Source organism: Streptomyces hydrogenans (genome assembly GCF_014656075.1).
Classification (GTDB): domain Bacteria; phylum Actinomycetota; class Actinomycetes; order Streptomycetales; family Streptomycetaceae; genus Streptomyces; species Streptomyces hydrogenans.
Window position 1 is genome coordinate 44,575 of sequence record NZ_BNBS01000015.1, and the last position, 19,847, is coordinate 64,421.

18 protein-coding genes are annotated in these 19,847 nt (G+C 74.3%); 11 read left to right on the plus strand and 7 right to left on the minus strand.

Annotation, left to right across the window (positions count from 1 at the left end):
* Window positions 1-177: 177 nt before the first annotated feature.
* The gene (locus IE321_RS09370) at window positions 178-1,998 is read right to left on the minus strand and encodes a PP2C family protein-serine/threonine phosphatase (RefSeq protein ID WP_190222453.1); all 1,821 of its coding nucleotides are present in this window, start codon (window positions 1,996-1,998) and stop codon (window positions 178-180) included.
* Between the two features lie 161 nt (window positions 1,999-2,159).
* Between IE321_RS09370 and IE321_RS09375 the strand changes: the two genes are divergently transcribed.
* Genes IE321_RS09375 through IE321_RS09395 form a run of 5 tightly spaced genes read left to right on the plus strand, consistent with a single transcriptional unit; the run spans window position 2,160 to window position 6,186 of the window.
* Window positions 2,160-3,233, plus strand: coding sequence for a PIG-L family deacetylase (locus IE321_RS09375; RefSeq protein WP_190222454.1), 1,074 nt, complete (start codon window positions 2,160-2,162; stop codon window positions 3,231-3,233).
* Window positions 3,208-4,299: an ATP-grasp domain-containing protein gene (locus tag IE321_RS09380; RefSeq protein WP_190222455.1), complete on the plus strand. Its 1,092-nt coding sequence runs from the start codon at window positions 3,208-3,210 to the stop codon at window positions 4,297-4,299. The genes IE321_RS09375 and IE321_RS09380 overlap by 26 nt, the downstream gene beginning before the upstream one ends.
* Entirely contained in the window at window positions 4,296-4,538 is a 243-nt protein-coding gene (locus tag IE321_RS09385) for a hypothetical protein (RefSeq protein WP_190222456.1), read from the plus strand. Before IE321_RS09380 ends, IE321_RS09385 begins: the two co-directional genes overlap by 4 nt.
* Window positions 4,526-6,019: a glycosyltransferase family 2 protein gene (locus IE321_RS09390; RefSeq protein ID WP_226652951.1), complete on the plus strand. Its 1,494-nt coding sequence runs from the start codon at window positions 4,526-4,528 to the stop codon at window positions 6,017-6,019. The genes IE321_RS09385 and IE321_RS09390 overlap by 13 nt, the downstream gene beginning before the upstream one ends.
* Window positions 6,016-6,186, plus strand: coding sequence for a hypothetical protein (locus IE321_RS09395; RefSeq protein WP_158983523.1), 171 nt, complete (start codon window positions 6,016-6,018; stop codon window positions 6,184-6,186). Before IE321_RS09390 ends, IE321_RS09395 begins: the two co-directional genes overlap by 4 nt.
* Before the next feature lie 18 nt (window positions 6,187-6,204).
* Here IE321_RS09395 and IE321_RS09400 read toward each other — a convergent pair whose 3' ends face one another.
* The gene (locus IE321_RS09400) at window positions 6,205-7,326 is read right to left on the minus strand and encodes a hypothetical protein (RefSeq protein ID WP_190222457.1); all 1,122 of its coding nucleotides are present in this window, start codon (window positions 7,324-7,326) and stop codon (window positions 6,205-6,207) included.
* Window positions 7,327-7,740: 414 nt separating this feature from the next.
* Here IE321_RS09400 and IE321_RS09405 point away from each other — a divergent pair, with 414 nt between their 5' ends.
* The 3 genes from IE321_RS09405 to IE321_RS09415 all read left to right on the plus strand — a co-directional run bounded on the left by IE321_RS09405 (window position 7,741) and on the right by IE321_RS09415 (window position 10,944).
* Window positions 7,741-8,574, plus strand: a complete 834-nt coding sequence (locus tag IE321_RS09405) for a DUF2207 domain-containing protein (RefSeq protein ID WP_190222458.1) — start codon at window positions 7,741-7,743, stop codon at window positions 8,572-8,574.
* 407 nt (window positions 8,575-8,981) lie between these two features.
* The gene (locus IE321_RS09410) at window positions 8,982-9,812 is read left to right on the plus strand and encodes a DUF3050 domain-containing protein (protein ID WP_190222459.1); all 831 of its coding nucleotides are present in this window, start codon (window positions 8,982-8,984) and stop codon (window positions 9,810-9,812) included.
* Between the two features lie 145 nt (window positions 9,813-9,957).
* Window positions 9,958-10,944 carry a glutathione S-transferase family protein gene (locus tag IE321_RS09415; RefSeq protein WP_190222460.1) on the plus strand — a complete coding sequence of 329 codons (987 nt, stop codon included), beginning with the start codon at window positions 9,958-9,960 and terminating at the stop codon, window positions 10,942-10,944.
* A 51-nt stretch (window positions 10,945-10,995) separates the two neighbouring features.
* On the opposite strand, the gene IE321_RS09420 is transcribed toward IE321_RS09415, so the two are convergent.
* From IE321_RS09420 to IE321_RS09435, 4 genes are all read right to left on the minus strand, one after another.
* Complete coding sequence (locus tag IE321_RS09420; protein WP_190222461.1) at window positions 10,996-11,220, minus strand: DUF6458 family protein; 225 nt, start codon at window positions 11,218-11,220, stop codon at window positions 10,996-10,998.
* Between the two features lie 209 nt (window positions 11,221-11,429).
* Window positions 11,430-12,290: a S1 family peptidase gene (locus tag IE321_RS09425; protein WP_226652997.1), complete on the minus strand. Its 861-nt coding sequence runs from the start codon at window positions 12,288-12,290 to the stop codon at window positions 11,430-11,432.
* 515 nt (window positions 12,291-12,805) lie between these two features.
* Window positions 12,806-14,149 (minus strand): amidohydrolase, encoded by a 1,344-nt coding sequence (locus IE321_RS09430; protein ID WP_190222463.1) that lies wholly within the window; start codon window positions 14,147-14,149, stop codon window positions 12,806-12,808.
* Between the two features lie 59 nt (window positions 14,150-14,208).
* Window positions 14,209-15,498, minus strand: coding sequence for an amidohydrolase family protein (locus IE321_RS09435; protein WP_190222464.1), 1,290 nt, complete (start codon window positions 15,496-15,498; stop codon window positions 14,209-14,211).
* 259 nt (window positions 15,499-15,757) lie between these two features.
* On the opposite strand from IE321_RS09435, the gene IE321_RS09440 reads away from it, so the two are divergent.
* Window positions 15,758-15,997, plus strand: a complete 240-nt coding sequence (locus IE321_RS09440; protein ID WP_190222465.1) for a hypothetical protein — start codon at window positions 15,758-15,760, stop codon at window positions 15,995-15,997.
* Window positions 15,998-16,315: 318 nt separating this feature from the next.
* Window positions 16,316-17,731 carry a lamin tail domain-containing protein gene (locus IE321_RS09445; protein WP_190222466.1) on the plus strand — a complete coding sequence of 472 codons (1,416 nt, stop codon included), beginning with the start codon at window positions 16,316-16,318 and terminating at the stop codon, window positions 17,729-17,731.
* Between the two features lie 51 nt (window positions 17,732-17,782).
* Here the strand turns inward: IE321_RS09445 and IE321_RS41910 are convergent, their stop codons facing one another.
* Complete coding sequence (locus IE321_RS41910; RefSeq protein ID WP_226652954.1) at window positions 17,783-18,499, minus strand: amphi-Trp domain-containing protein; 717 nt, start codon at window positions 18,497-18,499, stop codon at window positions 17,783-17,785.
* Between the two features lie 166 nt (window positions 18,500-18,665).
* Between IE321_RS41910 and IE321_RS09455 the strand changes: the two genes are divergently transcribed.
* Window positions 18,666-19,772, plus strand: coding sequence for an AI-2E family transporter (locus IE321_RS09455; protein ID WP_190222467.1), 1,107 nt, complete (start codon window positions 18,666-18,668; stop codon window positions 19,770-19,772).
* The last annotated feature ends 75 nt before the right edge of the window (window positions 19,773-19,847 follow it).

Genomic DNA, 19,847 nt, shown 5'->3' on the forward strand with positions numbered 1-19,847 from the left:
CCGTGAACGATCTCCGAGGACTCTCTCCGGGCGGGCCTCCGCCGCACATCGGTCATTCCACCGATACGGGTGCCCCGGCCGGGCTCCGTGCACCTGTCCTCGGCAGGGCGTCCGCACCCGGGACCGCCCGGTGCGACCGGGCCTGCCGGTTCCGCCGGACGCCGGACGCGGCCGGGGCTATCGGCCGGTTTCCGGCTCGTCGGTTCCCGGCTCGTCGGTGTCCGGCTCGTCGGTGTCCGGCTCGTCGGTTTCCGGCTCGTCGGTTTCCGGGGAGGGGCGGTGGGTGGTGTGGCGGAGGGCGAGGAGGGTGACGTCGTCGGAGCGGTGGGGGCCGTCGAGGCGGGCCACCAAGGCGTCGGCGTACGCCTGGAGGCCGGCGTGGTCGCGGAGGGCGGGGCGGGTGCGCAGGAGGTCTCCGGCGGCGTCGAGGAGACGGGTGGTGTCCTCGTCGGGGTCGGTGGCGCGGCGTTCGATCAGGCCGTCGGAGTAGAGCAGGACGACGTCGTCCTCGGCCAGCGGGGTCTCCGAGGCGGAGTAGGGCTGGTCGGGGAGGACGCCGAGGGTGAGTCCGGGGCCTCCGGGCGGGGCGGGCAGGAGGGTGGCGCGGCCGTCCCTGAGGAGGACGGGGAGGGGGTGGCCCGCGCAGGTCCAGCGGAGCAGGCCGCGCTCGGGGTGGTAGCGGGCGATGACGGCGGTGGCGGTGGATTCGACGCCGTCGTCGCAGGCCATGTCGTTGAGCCAGTGGGTGAGTTGTTCGACGGGGGCGTCGGTGTAGACGAGTCCGGCCAGGGCGTAGCGGAGCTTGGCCATGAGGGTGACCGCGTCCAGTCCGTGGCCCCGGGCGTCGCCGAGGGCCAGCAGGAGTCGGCCGTCGGGAAGTTTGCGGGCCTTGTACCAGTCGCCGCCGACGCCCGAGCCGGTGGAGTCGGGCCGGTAGACGACGGCGGTGTCGATGCCGGAGGAGGCGAGTCCGCCCGGGGAGCGGGGCAGGACGGCCTCGCGGAGGGAGTCGGCGACCTCGGCGAGGGCCTCGGCGCGGGCGCGCTGGCGGCGGGCCTCCGTGCCGGCGGCTTCGGCGAGGGCGCGGCGGCGGGTGTCGTCGGTGATGTCGACGAGGACGGCGCGGACGGCCCAGACCGGTCCGCCGCGGGGCCGTGCCGGTTCGGCGACGACCCGGATGACGCGCTCGTAGCCGCCTTTCAGGCGCAGGGCGCACTCGGAGCGGCGCTTGCGGAGGAAGACGTCGTAGAGGAGGCGGTAGAGCTCGGGGAGGCTCGCGGGGACGGCGAGGTCGGCGAGGGCGAGGAGGTCGGCGGGGACGGGGACGCCGGGGGCGAGGCCGAGGACGTGGCCGAAGCCGAGGGAGGGGGCGACGGTGCCGTCGGCGACGTTCCACTCCGCCCAGCAGGTGCGGACGAGCTTCTGCGCGGCGACGGCCATCCGGACGCGGTGGCCGGGCTCCCAGGTGACGAGCAGGTGGTCGCCGCAGGGTGCGACGACGACGTCGTTGCTGAGCCGGGCCGGGGGGCCTTCGGCCCGGGGGATGAACCACTCCACGATCTCGGGGCCCTGGGGCGCGCGTTCGTGGTGGGCGTCGGCGAGCATGCGGGGCAGGCCGGTGTCCTCCAGGACGGGGAAGCGGTCGAAGAGGCGGACCGGGCCGGACCAGTGGGACACCGACGCGGCGGGGACGTGGGTGCGGGAGTAGGCGACGGCGCGGGTGTTCTGGGTGAGGTAGAGGAAGTCGGTGATCCGGCCGTCGGCGCCGAGGAGGGGGGCGACGAGGAGCGCGGCCGCCGGGAAGGCGTCGAGGAGTTCCTGCACGGGGGCGGGGACGGGTGGGGGCGGATCGGCGGACGGGTCGGCGGGGGCGTGCGGCCTGGAGGGGCGGGTCCGGGCGTAGACCCCGATGCGGTCGCGCTGGGCGTCGAGGAGGGCGCGGAGGGCCTGGCGGTCCAGGGCCGATCGGGGGTCCTGGCCGGTGGGGACGGGCTCCATGGGGCAGGACCTTTCCGTGGGCCGCCGAGGGGACGGGGCTCGGTCGCCGTCTCGTCGCCCGGGGTCGGAGGGCCGCGCCGGTCAGGGCCTTCGTCCCGGTGGAGAGATCGACCTCACACTGTAATGTGCACCATATGCCCGAAATGTTCGATTCTTCGGATGTGACTGGTCTGAGCGGCGCCGGGCCCTCCCCTCTCGCCGGAACGCACATCCTCCTCGGCGAACGGAACGCGGAGACCGCCGCGCGCTTCACCCGGACCCTGCGCGAGCACGGCGCCGCCTCGGTGCACACCGTCGGCTCGCCGGAGGAGTTCCTGCGGGCCGGCGGTGCCCCGCCCGCCCCCGTACGGTTCTGGGACGCGGCCGTCTGGCACACCGGATTCGGCGGGGACGACGGCTCGCTGGGGCGGTTCCTGGAGGACTGGCGGGCCCAGCATCCCGGGATCCCCGTGATCGTCACCGACGACGCCCCCAGCGCCCGGCTGGCGGTCGCCGCCCTGCGCGGCCGCGCCGCCGACCTGGTCGAACGCTCCGACCCGGAGGGACTGGCGGTGGCCGTCGCCCGGGCCGTCGCGGAACGGGCGGACCCGCTCGGCGTCGAGGGCTCCGGACAGGGGCAACTGCGGATGCTGGTGGTCGGCGCCCATCCGGACGACGTCGAGATCGGCATGGGCGGCACCATCCACCGCCGCGCGCACAGCGGCTGGGACGTCACCGTCCTCACCATGTCCGGCGGCGGAAACGGGGGCGATCCCGCCCGGCGCCGGAAGGAGGCGCACCGCGCCGCCGAGACGCTGGGCGCCCGGCTCCGCATGGAGGACCTCCCCGACGGCTCCATGGTGGACGACCGGTCCACCGTGGAGGCGGTCGAGCGCGCGGTCGCCGACGTCTCCCCGGACGTCGTCGTCGTGCATTCCGAGAGCGACACCCACCAGGACCACCGTGCCGTGCACCGGGCCACCCTCGTGGCCTGCCGCAAGGTGGCCCGGCTCGCCTGTTACCAGTCGCCGTCGGCCACCGTGTCCTACCGGCCGAACCGCTTCATCGAACTGAGCGAGGTCGACGTCGCGGCCAAGCTCGCCGCGATCGCGGCGCACGACTCGCAGGCGTCCAGCCGCTGGTACCTCGACGAGGACCTGCTGCGCTCCACCGCCCGCTACTGGGGCCGCTTCTCCCAGACCCGCTACGCCGAACCCCTGGAGCTCGTCCATGAGCGCAACCCCGTCCTCCTCTGACCCCGCGCCCGCCCCGGTGCCCGACCTGACGCTGCCGCTGGGCAGACCGCCCCGGGTCCTGGTCACGGGGGCGGGCGGGCCGTCCGGCGTGTGCTTCCTGCGCGCCCTGGACGGCGCGGCCGAGCGGTACGCGGCGGACCTGGACCCCAACGGCGCGGGGCTGTACCTCGTCCCGCGCGCCTACCGGATGCTGGTGCCGCCCGGCGCCGCCCCCGGCTACGCCGAGGCGCTGCTGCGGCTGTGCGCGCGGCACGAGATCGACGTCCTGGTGCCGACCGTGGACGCCGAGCTGGTGGCGCTGGCCCACGCGGCCCGCGCCTTCGAAGCCGCGGGCGTGCGGGTGCTGGTCTCCTCCGCCGAGGCCCTGGAGACCTGCCTGGACAAGTGGCGGCTCGCCGAGGCGTGCCAGGGCGCGGTACGGCTGCCGGACACCCGGCTCGTCGGCGCGCCGGGCGCGGCGGAGCCCGCGGGAGGCTTCCCCGCGATCGCCAAGCCGCGCACCGGCTCCGGGTCGCGCGGGATCGTCCTCGTCCGCTCGGCCGGGGAGCTGGCCGGGCTGCCGCAGGACGGCTCGTACCTGCTCCAGGAGTTCCTGCCGGGCACCGAGTACTCGGTCGACGTGCTGACGGACGCGGCGGGGCGGGTGGTCGCGGCCGTGCCGCGCGCCCGGGACAAGACGGACTCGGGCATCGTCGTGGCCGGGCGCGTGCTGGACCTGCCGGAGCTGTCCGGGATCGCCGAGGACACGGTCCGCACCCTCGGGCTGCGCGGCGTCCTCAACGTCCAGGTCCGCGAGGACCGGGCCGGGAAGGCCGCCCTCCTGGAGGTCAACCCCCGCCCGCCCGGCGGCATGTCGCTGACCGTGGCCGCCGGAGTGGACATGCCGAAGTGGGCGGTCGCCTCGCTCCTCGGCATGGAGCTGCCGGACCGCGTCCTCCAGCGCGAGACCGCGGTCGTCCGCCACTGGCAGGACGTCGTCCTCGCCCCGCGCGAACTCGGCGACATGGGCGACGTCACCGAGTCCGCCCCGCCGGCCGTCGAAGGAGACCGGGAGGCGGCGGCGTGACCGGCCGGGCGGCTGCGGCGGAGGCCCCGCCGCGCACCGGCCTCCCCGCCCCCACCGACCACTCCGACGGGCACGGCTCCGTACGGGCCCCGCTCGACGAGGACGGCGTCGGCGCGGCTCCGCTCGCGCCCCTGGTCCGGGCCGGCGGCGGCGTCCACCGGGCGCGGGCCGCGGGCCGCTTCCCCTCGGGCCCGGAGGCGCTCGTACGGTCCACACCGGAGGAACGGTGCACACGCTGAGCCAGATCCTGCACGTCGTCACGACCGTCCTCGTCCTCCTCGGGGCGGTGCCGCTGGTGGTCGCCGTCGTCCAGTTCCTGCTGGTCGGTCTCCAGCGCTTCCGGCACCTGTACGAGGACCGGCCGCTCCACACGCCCCGTACCGCCGTCCTCATCCCGGCCTGGAACGAGGCCCCGGTGCTCACCTCCTCCGTCGAGGGGCTGCTCCGGATGCGCTACCCGCCGGACCGCGTCCGGGTGGTGGTCGTCGACGACGCCAGCACCGACGCGACCCCGGAGGTCATGCGGGAACTGATGGCCGGGCACCCCGGACAGGTGGTGCACCTGCGCCGGGAGAACGGCGGCCAGGGCAAGGCCCACACCCTGAACCACGGCCTCGCGCACGTCCTCGACGACGACTGGGCCGAGGCCGTCCTCGTGATGGACGCCGACGTCGTCTTCGACCGCGACGCCCTGCTGCGGATGACCCGCCACCTCGCCGACCCCGAGGTCGGCACCGTCACCGCGTACATCAAGGAGGGCAGCGGGAAGCAGGGCAACTACCTGACCCGCTACATCGCCTTCGAGTACATCACCGCCCAGGCCGCCGCCCGGCGCGCGCAGAACGTCCTCGGCGTCCTCGCCTGCCTGGCCGGCGGGGCGCAGCTGCACACCCGGGAGAGCCTGGAGGCGATCGGCGGCCGGATCGACACGTCCACGCTGGCCGAGGACACCGTCACCACCTTCGAGACCCAGCTGACCGGGCGGCGGGTCGTCTTCGACGGGTACGCCACCGTGCTGGCGGAGGAGCCGGGCGACCTGACCGGGCTGTGGAAGCAGCGGCTGCGCTGGGCCCGGGGCAACCTCCAGGTGACCCACCGCTACCGCCACCTGTGGTTCCGGCCGTGGAAGCGGCGGGAGGGGCACCGGCTCGGCTCGGTCCTCTTCGGACTGATCTGGTACTCGCTCCTCGCGACCCCGGTGCTCCTGACGGTCTGCTCGGCCTCGCTGCTCTACCTCTACTTCACCGACTCGGACCGCTCGTGGCAGCTCTTCCACTGGCTGTGGGTGATCAACCTCGTCTGCTACCTGCTGATCATCCTGATGGCGGCGGCCGTCGACCCGGGCACCTTCCGGCGGTGCTGGCGGGAGGCGCTGTTCTACCCCGGCGTCGTCTCCACCTGCATCCTCGTGATCACCGCGCTGCCCGCGGTCTTCCTGCCGCTCCTGGAGAAGGCCGGACTGTTCACGGACGACGGGTCGCCCCAGCTCCTGATGATCGTGGTCTATGCCTGGATGGGCCTCGCCCTGCCCCTCGCCTGGCTCGCGAAACTGCTCACCGGAACCCGGGCGCGGTTCCTCGCGCCGGTGCTGCTGCACCTGGTGGGGTACGGGTCGCTGCTCGCGGCCTGCCTGGTGGCGGCCTGGGTGCAGGAGCGGCGGAACGCGGAACTGAAGTGGGACAAGACCGAGAAGACCGGGAAGGTGGCGGCGGGACGATGACGGCGGCGGAACCCGGGAGGCCGGGGGCGGACGAGGATCTGGCGCGGCACGTGGCGGGGCTGACCGGCGAGGACCGGCGGCACGACCGGCGGCTCTTCTGGTGGGAGCTGCTGGCGGTGCTGCTCGTCGCCGCCCTGCTGACGGCCCGCGCCCTCTGGCTGACCTGACCCCGGATTCCCTCGGGTTCACTCCAGGAGGAACGGGTCGGCCCCCTGCGCGGCGAGCGCGAACCAGGCCGTGGTCCCGGTGTGGAGGCTGGCGTACAGCGTGTCGCCGTCACCGGTGCGCAGCCCGTCCGAGGAGGCGGCGACGATGCCGTGGCCGTCGGCGTTCGGGGCGTGGGCCTGGGCCGAGCGGAGGGTGGCGAGGAGGTCGCCGGCCCGCGCGGCGTCGCCTTCGCCGTCGCGGCGGCGGAGGGCGGCCGCCATGTGGGCGGTGCCCTCGAACCAGACCTTGGAGGTGTCGGCGTCGCTGACCGACACCCCGCTGAACCCGCCGTCCTCGGCGGCCAGATGGGTGAGGGCCCAGTCCAGGGACCCGGCGTGCCGGGCGTCGGCGGTCGCCAGGTAGGACCAGCTCTGCGGGTCCTCCGGAACGGGCGAGCGGTTGACGGTGGCGCCGTCGGTGCCGGTGCCGGTCCAGAAGGCGCCGGCGTCCGCGTCCCACAGGGCGTCGACGAAACCCGTCGCGACCGCCGACCGGTCGGCCCAGGCCCGGTCGCCGGTGACGTCCGCGAGACCGCGGAAGAAGGCGGCGACGTCGACGTTGTGCTCGGTGGACTTCCAGGTCAGGGGCGAACCGGAGGCGGGGACGCCACCGGTGTGGCCCGGGGTGCCGGTCGTGGAGGCCGTGTGGTCCTGGATCCACTCGGCGAGCCGCAGCGCGCCGGACCGGTACGCGGCGCCGTCCGTCGCCCGGTGGACGTGGAGGAGGGCCAGGCCGGTCCATGCCTGCGCGCCGGTGAAGGAGTCGGCGGCGGCGACGGCCGGCAGTCCGTCCGCCGCGGTGACCTTCCCCGAGACGTACGACTGGCGGACCCGGCCGTCACCGGCGGCATCACCCTCCTGGAGGGCGAGCAGGGTCCCGGCGAGGGCTCCGGCCCGCCTCAGGTCGGCGTCCGTCCCGCGCGCGCAGTAGGCGATCGCGGTGAGCGCGACGTCGTAGGTGAAGGCCACGGTGGAGTGGTGGGTCTCCATCCAGCCGCCGGTGTAACTGCGCGGCAGGCCCTGCCGGGTGCCGCCCGCCGCCTCCTCGACCCGACGGTCGAGGAAGGTGTACGCACGCGCCAGCGCCTCCTCCTCATCCACGCCGCCGCCCCCCGTCCCCGAAGGACTCGTCGGGCTCGACGGCCCCGTCGCACCCGACGAGCAGCCGCCGAGCAACAGCCCCGCCGTGCCCCCCATGACCGCCGCCGCGAACGCGCGACGGCTCACCGCTCCACACCGAATCTCCGAAGTACCCATAGATCACCACATAAGCCATCCTGCCTCTTCCCCGGCGCGGACACGCGGGACGGGCGGCGACTGTCCGACCGTCGCGGGGTGGGGCGGGGCCGGGTCGCGCGCGGAGTCGGACCGCGCTCGCACCAGGGCCGAAGCGTCGACCGGGTGGACGCCCCCTCTGCCCGGGCGAGTGCCGCACGGCTACGCTGGACGCCACCGTGCGGCCGACCGCCGCCGGGTCGGCCAGGGAGCCGCGCACCGGGAGCTGGGGGGCACACGGTGGAGTGGCTGCTGACCGACGGCGAAGGAATCCTGACCTTCTGGGTGCTGGTGTTCGGCGCCTGCAACGTCCTGCGCGGCGTCTACTGTCTCGCCCGTGACCGCAGAGCGCGGCGCAGGGTGCGTGCCATGACGGAACGGGGCGTGGATCCGGTCCGTGCGGCGTATCTGACCGGTGACGCGCGGGACGCGGCGGAGGCGGCGGTGTTCGTCCTGGCCGCCGACGGCTTCCTCGGGGTCGCGGACGACGGCGGCCTGCGGCTCGCCTCCCCGGGCAGGATGCCGCGCGACCCGCTGCTCACCGCGTTCGTCCAGGGGGCCGGGGGCGCCCCCGGTGTGAAGGTCCACGAGATCCCCGACCATCCCCGGTTCGAGGCGTTCCGCACGCTCCTGCGGGAACGGGAGCCGTATGCGGGGCTGTCGATGACGACCGGTCTCAGCAGGCCCCTGATCGCGGCCTTCGCCGCCCTGTCGGCCTTCTTCATGGGGCTGCACGTCGTGGTGACCGAGGCACCCGTGCCGTTCGACGAGGACGCGCGGCAGGCCGGGTGGCTGCTCGTGTGTCTGATCGTCTGGATGGCCCTGTCGGCGGTGACGGCGCTGTGGCCCGGGGACGACCGACGCCGATGGCCGTCGCTCGACGCGCACTGCCGGGCGCGGGTGGAGAGCGCGCGGGCCGCCGTTCCGGAGAGCACGCGCCGCGCGGTGCTCGCCTCGAAGCACCGGCCGCGCCCCGCGCCGCGGCCCCGCAGGACCGGCAGCCGGCCGGACGGCTCCTGGGTGGACGACGTCGTCGACTCCTGCGGAGGGTGCGGCGGCTGCGGGGGCGAATGACCGGCGCCCGCGCGCCCGAGCCACAGGCGAGCGGCTTCCCCCGAAGGTGTCACGAGCGATGCTCCGTTGACGGGCTCCCTCGAAGAGGTGCTTCGGTCCGACGGAGGGAAGCGGCCGAACCCTATGGTGCCGGCGTCGCGGCGCGAGGAGGTCGAGGAGACCGGACCGTCGCCGGCAGGCCCGTACCGTTCGGGCAGACCGGGCGGGCCGGGGCACGTGCCGCTCCTCTGCCGGGCGCGGGACCGGACCGTTCGGATGCGGCCACCGGGCTGGCGCGGCTTCGCGGGGTCCCGTGGTCCACGGCGTCGGATCGGGTCGGCCGTCACATAGCGTGAGCCACTCCGTCGGAGCGTGAGAGTCGCACCCCGGCGGACGCCCCTACGCCGCCCCGTTTCTCTGGAGCCGTCATGAGTTCCGACCGTTACCACTGGGATCGCTCGCACCCGGGCCTGACCTCGCTGCGCGAGGCGATCGAGCCCGTGCGCCGGGAGGTCGTCGGCCACCCCGTCTACCGGGAGCTGAACTCCCTTGAGCGGGTGCGGACGTTCCAGGAACGCCATGTGTTCGCGGTCTGGGACTTCATGTCGCTGCTCACGTCTCTGCAGCGGCGGCTGACCTGTGTGGACCTCCCGTGGCTGCCGAACGGGCCGACCGCGAGCCGTCGGCTCATCAACGAGATCGTCCTGGTCGAGGAGAGCGACGCGTTCGGCGACGGCTACACCAGCCACTTCGAGCTGTATCTCGACGGCATGGCCCGGAGCGGAGCCGACACCGGTCCGGTGAGCCGGTTCCTGCGGTCGCTCGGCACCGGGACCGGTGTCGCCGAGGCGGCGAAGTCGGCCGACGTCCCTTCCGCGGCCACCGATTTCATGGCCGTGACCTGGAGCATCATCGAGGACGAGCCCGTGCACTGCCAGGCCGCGGCCTTCGCGTTCGGCCGTGAGGACCTGATCCCCGAGATGTTCGGGCAGGTGGTCCGGATCGAGGACGCGAACGACCGACTCGCCCTGTTCAAGGACTACTTGGCCCGCCACATCGAGGTCGACGGCGAGCAGCACACGCCCATGGCCATGCAGATGCTGATCGATCTGTGCGGTGAGGACCCCGCGCGATGGGCCCAGTGCGCCGACACGGTCCGCCGCGCGCTCTCGGCCCGGGTCGCGCTCTGGGACGGGATCCTCGCGGACTGCGACAGCCGGCCCGCGTCCGCTCCCCCGCGGCCGGCCCCCGTTCCCTGACCTCCCGATCACCGGGTGCCGCGAGGCGTACACCGGTCGGGCGCGGGTAGCAGCGGGGCGCGGCGTACGGCGCGTACGCGCTACCGGGGGGCTGGAAACGGGGCCCGCGTGAGGTTCGTGCGGCGCCCGCGAGGAAGGACGGACCATGGCCGGCGAGGGCGCGTTCGAGCGTGACCGGACCTATCTCACCAGCCGCGTCACGGCGGACGGGCGCGACGGGTGGCCCGTGGAGCCCGGGCGCTACCGGCTGGTCATCGCCCGGGCCTGCCCGTGGGCGAACCGGGCCGCGATCGTCCGGCGGCTGATGGGCCTGGAGGGCGTGCTGTCGCTGGGGGTGGCGGGGCCGCTGCACGACGAGCGCAGCTGGTCCTTCCACCTGGACCCGGGCGGCCGGGACCCGGTCCTCGGCATCGAGCGGCTGCGGGAGGCCTTCGAGCGGCGCGAGCCGGGGTACCCGAACGGCGTCACCGTGCCGACGATCGTCGACGTACCGAGCGGCCAGGCGGTCACCAACGACTTCGAGCGGATCACGCTCGACCTGGGCAGCCAGTGGCGGGCCCACCAGCGGGAGGGCGCGCCGGACCTGTATCCGGAGCGGTGGCGCGACGAGATCGACGAGGTCGCCGACTCCGTGTACCGGGACGTCAACGACGGGGTGTACCAGTGCGGGTTCGCCCGGGGGCAGGACGCGTACGACGAGGCGTACGCGCGACTGTGGGGGCGGCTGGACCGTCTGGAGGAGCGGCTCCGGGGGCGGCGCTATCTGGTCGGCGACCGCATCACCGAGGCCGACGTCCGGCTCTTCCCCACGCTCGTGCGCTTCGACGCCGTCTACCACGGGCACTTCAAGTGCAACCGGCAGAAGCTGACCGAGCTGCCCGCGCTGTGGGGCTACGCGCGCGACCTGTTCCAGACGCCCGGCTTCGGCGACACCATCGACTTCGCGCAGATCAAGGCCCACTACTACGTCGTCCACCACGCCATCAACCCGACCGGGATCGTGCCGCGCGGCCCGGACCCGCGCGGCTGGCTCTCGCCGCACGGGCGGGAGGCGCTCGGCGGGCGGCCCTTCGGCGAGGGCACTCCGCCCAGACCTCCGCCCGTCTCCGAGGCGGTGCCGCCGCTCGTCTGACGGCTTGGCCGTCGGGCCGCCGGCGGGCCGTCGGTTCCGGGTGGGGGCACGTCAGAGCAGGTCCCGCCGATCGTCCTCGGTGACCGTGGGGGCGACGGGCGGGACGACCATCCGGCGGCGGCGCAGGATGCTGGTGTAGACGGCGGTTCCGACGATGCCGACGGCCATGAGGATCAGCCCGACCAGATCGACGTTCACCGACTCCGCCTGCCAGTCGGTCGCGAAGGTGAGGATGGCTCCGACCGCGATCAGGATGATGCATATGCCCAGACCCATGATGGTTCTCCTCCCGTGTGGGTTGGATGCGCTCCGCGTACCCCCGCGTCCCGCGATCAATCCGGCCGACCGGTCATCGGTGGTCGTCGCACGGTCCGTCACCGGTTTTTGTGAGAGGGCGTGTTCACGCCGTGGCCCGACAAGGGGCGCGCCCACGCCGGAGGTTCCGGCGTGGGCGCGTGGGAGACGTGCGGGTGGGAGCGGGCCGGTCAGAAGACGCTGACGCCGTAGGCGCTGAGGGCCTCGGTCACGGGCTGGAAGAAGGTGGTGCCGCCGGAGGAGCAGTTGCCGCTGCCGCCGGAGGTGAGGCCGAGGGCGGTCGTCCCGGAGAACATCGCACCGCCGCTGTCGCCGGGCTCGGCGCAGACGTTGGTCTGGATCAGGCCGTAGACGATGTCGCCGTTGCCGTAGTTGACGGTGGCGTTGAGGCCGGTGACGGTGCCGCCGCGCAGGCCCGTGGTGCTGCCGCTGCGCTGGACGGACTGGCCGACGTAGGCGTTTCCGGCGGCCGTGATGTCGCGGTAGCTGCCGTTGTAGAGGTAGACGCGCCCGTCGGCGGCGGAGGCGTTGGAGTGGCGGATGATGCCGTAGTCGTTGGTGGGGAAGCTGGTGCCGGCCCGGCTGCCGAGCAGCGCGGTGTTGGCGGAGTTGGTGTACCAGGTACTCCCGGACTCGGTGCAGTGGCCTGCCGTCAGGGCGTAGTAGGTGCTGCCGCTGCGGACGTTGAAGCCGAGGGAGCAGCGGCCGCCGCCCGCGTAGATGGCCTGGCCGCCCGCGATCAGCTTGTTGATCTTGCCTGCGGTGCGCTCGATCCTCAGGTGCGCGGCGTTCTCGCCCGCGGCCTTGCGGAGGGTGGCGATCTCGGCCGGCGAGACGGTCGTGTCGACGGTGACGACGACCTTGCCGGTGGCCTGGTCGGTGTACCAGGCGGTGCCGGGGACGTCCGCCCGGAGGACGGCGTCGCTGGTGACGGTGAGCGCGGCGGCGCGGGCGGTGTCGGCCGGCTGCGCCGAGGAGGTGGGGGCGGCCAGGGCGGTCGCGGCGACGAACGCGCCGAGGACGGCGAGCATGCGGGTGCCCTTGGCGAGGCGGCGGCCGCGGGTGGTGGACGAACGGTTCACAGAATCCTCCATGGGGGGTGAGCCGCTGGGTGGGTGGCTCACGGTGGAGTGCGATCGGCGGTGGGGCGACGGGGATGGTCGCCCCCGCCATGAACCTGACAAGTGCGTGCTACGAGGGGAATCCTCGGCTCCGCCAGGGGTTGCCACAAGGCGCGCTTTCGGCCGCTCTACGCGCGTCCACCCCTCAGGGCCGGGCGGCCCACCCGGTAACCGCCGCTTTCCGCCGCCCTCTTGAAGATCCGTCAGAAACTTTCCGAGAGGAGTTGCAGTTCACGGGCGGGAGCCCGCCGCTCCCGGACCGCACTCCCCCGGCGCCCCGTCCGTCACGGGCGCCGGGGTGACCCGCCCGCCGGGGCCGGAGCCGTACGGGGCAGTCGTCCGCCTTCGCGACGATCCGCCCCCTGGCCGGATCACGCCCCTACGGGGCCCGCGGAGGACGGCGTCCGTCCTCCGCCGGAGCCGCGTCAGGACAGGAACTCGCCGTCCCGCGCCACGATCACGCCGCCGTGGACGACGAAGTCCCGCTGCGGCATGTCGACCACGACCTGGGGCAGGCCCTGACCCTTGACGAGGACGAAGTCGGCGGGCGCGCCGGGCTTCAGGTCGGCGTGCGGCAGGCCCATCACGTCGGCGCCGCCGTGGGCGGCGGCCCGGTAGCAGTCGGCCAGCTCCTCGTCGAGGCGGACGTCGGTGACCCAGCCGAGGATGTGCGCGCGGTGGAGCATGTCGGCGTTGCCGAAGGGGCTCCAGGAGTCGCGGACGCCGTCGGAGCCGAGGCCGACGCGGACGCCGTGCTCGCGCAGGCGCGCGACCGGGAGGACGAGGTCCCGCGAGGGGGCGACCGTCGTGAGGGCGATGTCCTGTGCGGCGAGGTCGGTCGCGAGGGCGCCGAGGTCGCGCTCGGACAGGGCCGGCAGGCAGAAGACGTGGCTGATCGTCACCTTGCCGGTGAGGGACAGGGCCTTGGTCCGGTCGATGATGCCGCGGATGGCCCGGACGCCCTCGTCGCCCCCGTCGTGCAGGTGGATGTCGACGCCGACGCCGTGCCGGTCCGCGATGCCGAAGACGGTGTCCAGGTGCTCGTCGAGGGCGTGGTCGAAGCCGATGGGGTCGATGCCGCCGATCATGTCGACGACGCCCCGGCGGGCCCCCTCCTCCAGGAGCCGGGCCGTGCCGGGCGTCCGGATGACGCCGTGCTGCGGGAAGGCGACGATCTGCACGTCCAGGGCGTGGGCGAGGCGGCGGCGCGCCTCCGCCAGGCCCTCGACACCCGCCAGGCCGTACGCCGGTGCCACGTCGGCGTGGGCGCGCATCCCGCGGGTGCCGCGGCTGACGGCGTGGCTCATCAGGCCGTACGCGCGCTCCCCCACGGAGCGGGTCTGGGCCCGGAAGAGCTCCACGTCCTGCTCGACGAAGTCGGCGATCGTCTCGGCCGGCCGGCGCGAGACCCAGTCGCCACCCCACGTGGTCTTGTCGGGGTGGATGTGGGCGTCGACCAGCGACGGCAGCGCGATCCGGCCGCCGCCGTCGACGCTCTTCGCACCCCGCGGCGCCGGGCCGTCCGCGATCCGCCCGTCGACGACCACCAGGTCCGTGGCCGCCGCTCCGAACGGGCGGACGTTCCGGAAGACGACGGTCCGCGCCCCGCGCCCCGGCTTGCCGGATGCGGCGGGCGCCGAGGCGGTGGGCGCGGCGGAGGCGGGCGCGGCGGTGACGGCCGCCGAGGCCGTCGAGCCCGCGAGGGCCGCGGCACCGGCCAGCATCGTGCGGCGCGAGAGCGGGCCGGTGGGTGCCGAGGACTTCTGCATCGAGGACTCCATGAGAAGGAAGAGGAAAGAAGGGGGAACTGGAAGAACGGGGGGCGGGATCAGACCGGGATGCCCGCGCGGACCACGCGGACCGGGCTCCTGAGCAGCGAGAGGTCCGCGAGCGGGTCGCCCGCGAGGAGGATCGCGTCGCCCGCGTAGCCGCGGGCCAGGCGGCCGACCGTGCGGTCGAGGCCGAGGAGGCGGGCGGCGCCGGTGGTGGCGGTGCGCAGGGCTTCGAGGGCGGGGAGTCCGGCGGCGTGCATGAGTTCCACCTCGCCGCCGACCGGGTCGACCGTGCCCCCGGAGGAGTCGGTGCCCGCGGCCAGCGGGACGCCGAGCTCGTACGCGGCCCGCACGGCGCGCTGGAGGACGGGCAGGAAGGTGCGGCCGCGCTCGGCGAGGACCGGGTCCGGGCTCTCGGCCAGGCCGGCGATGGCCGTGAGGGTGGGGGTGAAGTAGGTGTCGCGGCGCCGCATCTCGCGCAGGGTGCGCTCGCCGACGAACACGCCGTGCTCCAGCGAGCGGATGCCGGCCGTGACGGCGTCGTGGCAGCCCCGCTCGCTGTAGCTGTGGCAGAGCACGCCCTTGCCGTGGCGGCGGGCCGCCGCGACGATCCAGGAGAGCTGCTCGTGGGAGTAGACCTGGGTGAGCGGGTCCTGGTCGGGCAGGCCGGCGCGTTCGTTGACCCTGGTCTTGATGACGTCCGCGCCGCGGGCGGCGTTGACGTCGACCACGCGGCGCAGCGCCTCGGCGGAGCGAACGCCGTCCCTGGACCGTGCGAGCGGGGTCAGGTCGGGGTCGGCCAGGACCGTGTCGCCGAGGGTGGGCGTGACGAAGACGCCGGCGGCCCGCAGACGCGGCGAGAGCGCGGGGCTGTGCTGGGCGAGTTCGCGCAGGGCGACGTCCTGGTAGAAGGAGGTCGAGCCGCTGCGCGCGCTCGTCACGCCGTGGCCGAGCGCCGCGCGGGCCTCGGTGGTGGTGCTGAGGTGGATGTGCGCGTCCGTGAGGCCCGGCAGCACCCAGTGGCCGTCCGCCTCCAGGACGGGCAGGCCGTCCGGGACCCGTACGGAGCCGGCCCGGCCGGCGGCGGTGACGGTCCCGCCCCGGATGACGACGACCGCGTCCTCGGTGACGTCTCCGGTCGCGGGGTCGAGCAGCGTGCCGCCCCGGATGACCAGGTCCCCGGTCCGCGCACGCGCGGCGGACGTCGACGCGGCGGGGGCGGGGGTGGCCGCGGCGGCCCGGGCGGTGCCGGTCGCGGCCACGATGCCGGCGAGGACGGCGGCGCCGGCGAGGACGGCGCGGCGGCGCACGGCGGCGGGGACCGGCTGGGTGGCGTCGACACACATGGGGACTCCTCGGGGGCGGGACGACCACGGGTCCACGTTTTGTATACCAATTCCGAGAGGGAGAACAAGGGGCTCCAGGCGATCACGCCACTGGAACCAGGGCATTTCGATGCCATGAGGCGCCGTGGTTTTCGCACTCCCCCGCGCGGGGATTGTTTGGTATACATAATGGATCTCGGGGTCACGCAGGACGGCAGGGTCACCGACCAAGTCGGCGCGCCCCGGGCGCGTTCCCGGTTCCTGAGGGGGCGGGTTGTTCGTGCGGCGGGCCGTGGTCGACGACGGACTCCGGGACGCCGATCTCGTGGTCGACGCCACCGGACGGTCCAGCCGACTGGGCGAGTGGCTGGGCCGGCACGACTGGAACGAGGCCCCCGTCGACCGGATGAGGATCGGCCTCGGGTACGCCACCGCCTCCTTCCACCGGGGCGACGAGTCGGCGGCACGGTCATCGCCCACTCCAGCCCCGGTCCCGCGAGCGACCACCAGCCGAAGGTGACGGAACCGGGGGCGCTCGCCGCCGTCGAGGGCGACCGCTGGTCGGTGGTCCTGGCCGGGTACGCCGAGCACCGCCCCGGCCCCGACCCGGAGGAGTTCCTCCGGAGATGGAGGCCCCTCCCACGGCCCTCACCGACCCCCTCCTCCTCGCCCGCGCCGCGCGGGGGCTGGCTCCGGGGCTGGCCGCGGGGCCCCTGCCCGGGGGTGCGGGGAAGCTTCGGCTGTTGTTCACGAGGGGAGCCTGGGGTGGAGGGCTGGAGTTCGGGTGCGGCCGCGAGCGTCGTGGCGCTCTGCCCCTCGAACTCCAGGACGGACTTCCGTGACCGTTTCGCGTGCACGCCGCCGGCGCCGTGATCTGACCCTCGCCCTCGCCGCCGTACCGGCGCTCGTCCTCGGCGCGTTGACCGCCGCGCCGGCGCACGCCGCCCCCGCCGACGACATCCGGGTGAACGAGGTCGTCACCACCGGGTCCGTCGAGGACTCGATCGAGCTGTACAACAAGGGCGCCTCGACGGTCGACGTCTCCGGCTGGATCCTCAAGGACGACAGCAACAGCTCGAAGTACACGATCGCCGCGGGCACCACGCTCGCCCCGGGCGCCTTCCGCGCCTTCGACGTGCACGGGAAGTTCGGCCTCGGCTCCAGCGACAAGGCACGGCTGTACCTGCCCGACGGCAGCACGCTCGTCGACAGCCACACGTGGAGCAGCCACTCCGCGCCGTCCTGGTCCCGCTGCCCCGACGGCACCGGGGCGTTCAAGGCGGCCGCCGTCACCCTCGGCACGGCCAACTCCTGCGGCGGAGGCGGCGGTACGGGCCCGGCGGCCTGGCCCGGCGGCAGCACGGTGACCACGGCCGACGCGGCGAACGTCTTCGGCGGCGACCTGAGCGGTCTGCACCAGGAGGGCGACGTGCTCTGGGCCGCGCAGAACAGCGGCAAGCTGTGGCGGCTGGTCCGGGACGGCTCCGGCGGCTGGACCCCCGACACGGCGAACGGCTGGACCTCCGGCAAGACCCTGCGCTTCCCCGGCGGTTCCGGCGCGCCCGACGGCGAGGGCGTCACGGTCACCGGCGCGGGCGCCGCGGCCGGCGTCTTCGTGGCGAGCGAGCGGAACGGCGACGCGTCCGGCACCAGCCGGCTGTCCGTGCTCCGGTACGACGTCTCCGGTACGGGCTCCACGCTCACCGCCGCCCGCGAGTGGAACCTGACCGCGGACCTTCCCGCGACGGGCTCCAACGCCGGCTTCGAGGCGATCACCTGGGTCCCCGACACCGCCCTCACCACCGCCGGCTTCAAGGACTCCTCGACCGGTGCCCCGTACGCCCCGGCCGGATACGGCGCCCACGGCGGCGGCGTGTTCTTCGTCGGCGTCGAGGGGACCGGTGCCGTCCACGGGTACGTCCTCCAGGACTCCGGGGCCTTCACCCGCGTCGCCTCCGTGAGCACCGGGATGGCGGGCGTGATGGAGGTCCAGTGGGAGCCCCAGGCGTCCCGGCTGTGGGCCGTGTGCGACGACACGTGCGGCGGGCAGCACCGCACGCTGAAGGTCGACGCCTCGGGCGCCTTCGCCGTCGCCGCCACGTACGCCCGGCCCGCCGGGATGCCCGACCTCAACAACGAGGGCTTCGCCCTCGCGGGCGCCGACGAGTGCGTGGCCGGCAGCAAGCCCGTCTACTGGTCGGACGACTCCAACACCGGCGGCCACGCCCTGCGCCGCTCCACCGTCACCTGCTGACCCGCGGACGGCCCGACGGCCGTCCCGGGAACCCCGGCCCCGGCCGAGCGGTCACGACCGCTTGGCCGGGGCCTTCTTGGCCGGAGCCTTCTTGGCAGGCGCCTTCTTGGCGGGCGCCTTCTTCGCGGGCGCCTTCTTCGCGGGCGCCTTCGCGTCGGACGTCTTCTTCACGGGCGCCTTCTTCGCCGGGGCCTTCTTCGTGGGCGCCTTCGCGTCGGGCGCCTTCTTCGCCGGGGCCTTCTTCGCGGGCGCCGGCTTGCCGGGCGCCTTCTCGGCCGACGCCTTCTTCGCGAGCGCCTTGTCGGCGGACGCCTTCTTGGCCAGGGCCTTCTTGGCGAGCGCCTTGTCGGCCGGCTTCGTCTTCGCCGGCGCCTTCTTCTCCGGCGCCTTCAGCGGCGCCTTCTTCACCGGCTCCTTCGCCGGTTCCTTCTTCGCGGAAGCCTTGTCGGCGGACGCCTTCTTGTCGGCGGGCTTATCGGACGCCTTCTTGTCGGCGACGACCTTCGCCTGCACCGGCTTCTTGGACACGGCCTTCTGGGTGCCGCGGATGGGCCACTTGAGTTCCACCTCGATCTCGATCTCGCCGTCCTCGACGGACAGCTCGATCTCGCCGCGGAGGTCGTCGGGGATCCGGAGGTTCAGGACGCCCCCGCCCAGTTCGAGTTCGGCCTCCCCGCCCTTCCGGAGCGCGTCGGCCAGGGCGGACAGCTGGTCGGCTGCGTCCGCGCGGGAGAGCGAGCGCTTCCGCTCGTACTTGAAGTCCTTCATGACGGCCTCCGGTCGTCGCGCTGGGTCGTACACGGCCACATACGGGCACATGGCCATATATTCCGGACCATACTATTGATCTTGGTTGGCCGCTGGGCGGGTGAAGCTCGGGCGGACGCGGTGCGGCGGCCGGGGGCGGGGCGCGCGGTGGTGGTAGCCGTCGGCCATGCAGCCGCAGTCAGCGGTGCCGCCCCAGGTGGCGCCCTTCCTCCGCACGGCCGCCGCGTACGCGTGGCGGCTGCTCGCCGTCGGTCTTCTCGTCTACGCCCTCTTCGCCCTGCTCGGGCGGTTCCACGAGATCGGGGTGGCCCTGTTCCTCGGGCTCGTGGTCACCGCCCTGCTGCGGCCGGTCGCGGACGTCGTCGCGCGCGGGCTGCCCCGGCCGCTCGCCGTGGCCCTCACGCTGCTCGGCGGGCTCGCGCTCGTCCTGGGCGTGCTCGCGCTGGTCGGCGAGGCGGTGGCGGGCGAGCGGACGACGCTGGTGCGGGAGTTCCGGGACGGCGTCGACCGTATCCAGCGGTGGCTGGAGGCGCCGCCGTTCCGCGTCCGTCCGGAGGCGCTGACGGATCTGGAGGCGCGGATCGGACAGTTCCTGTCCAGCCATCGTTCGACGCTGGTCGGCGAGGCGGTGAGCGGCGCGCACCACGTGGTGGCGGTGCTGACGACGCTCGCCCTGGCGGTGTTCGCCTCGGTGTTCTTCATCCACTCCGGTGACCGTCAGTGGGCGTGGTTCCAGGAGCAGCTGCCGGGTTCGGTGCGGGAGCGGGTGGCGGTCGGCGGCCGGGCGGCGTGGCGGACGTTCACCGGGTACACCCACGGGATCGTGCTGGTCGCGGCCGTGAACGCGGTCCTCGTCGGGGTGGCGCTGTGGCTGCTGGGGGTGCCGCTCGCGGTGCCGCTGGCGCTGCTGGAGTTCGCGGCGGCGTTCGTGCCGCTGATCGGTTCGCCGATCGCCCTGGCGGTGGCCGCCGTGGTGGCGCTGGCGGCGAAGGGTCCGCTGGTGGCGGGTCTGGTGGTGGCCCTGATCGTGGTCATCGGCCAGATCGAGGGCCACGTCCTGCATCCCCTGGTGATGAGCTGGGCGGTACGGCTCCACCCGCTGGTGGTGGCGATCTCGGTGGTGGCGGGGTCGATCGCCGCCGGGATCGTCGGGGCGGTGGTGGCGGTGCCACTGGTGTCGGTGGTGTGGTCGGTGCACTCGGCGCTGCGCGAGGCCCGACAGCGCAAGGACGCGGCCCCCGGGCGGGCGGAGGAGGTCGGGACGGCGGACTGACGTACCCGGGGGCCCGGACGGCGCCCTCCGCCCGCCCGGCCCTGCGGTCCGGGCGGGCGGTCCGGGCGGGCGTGG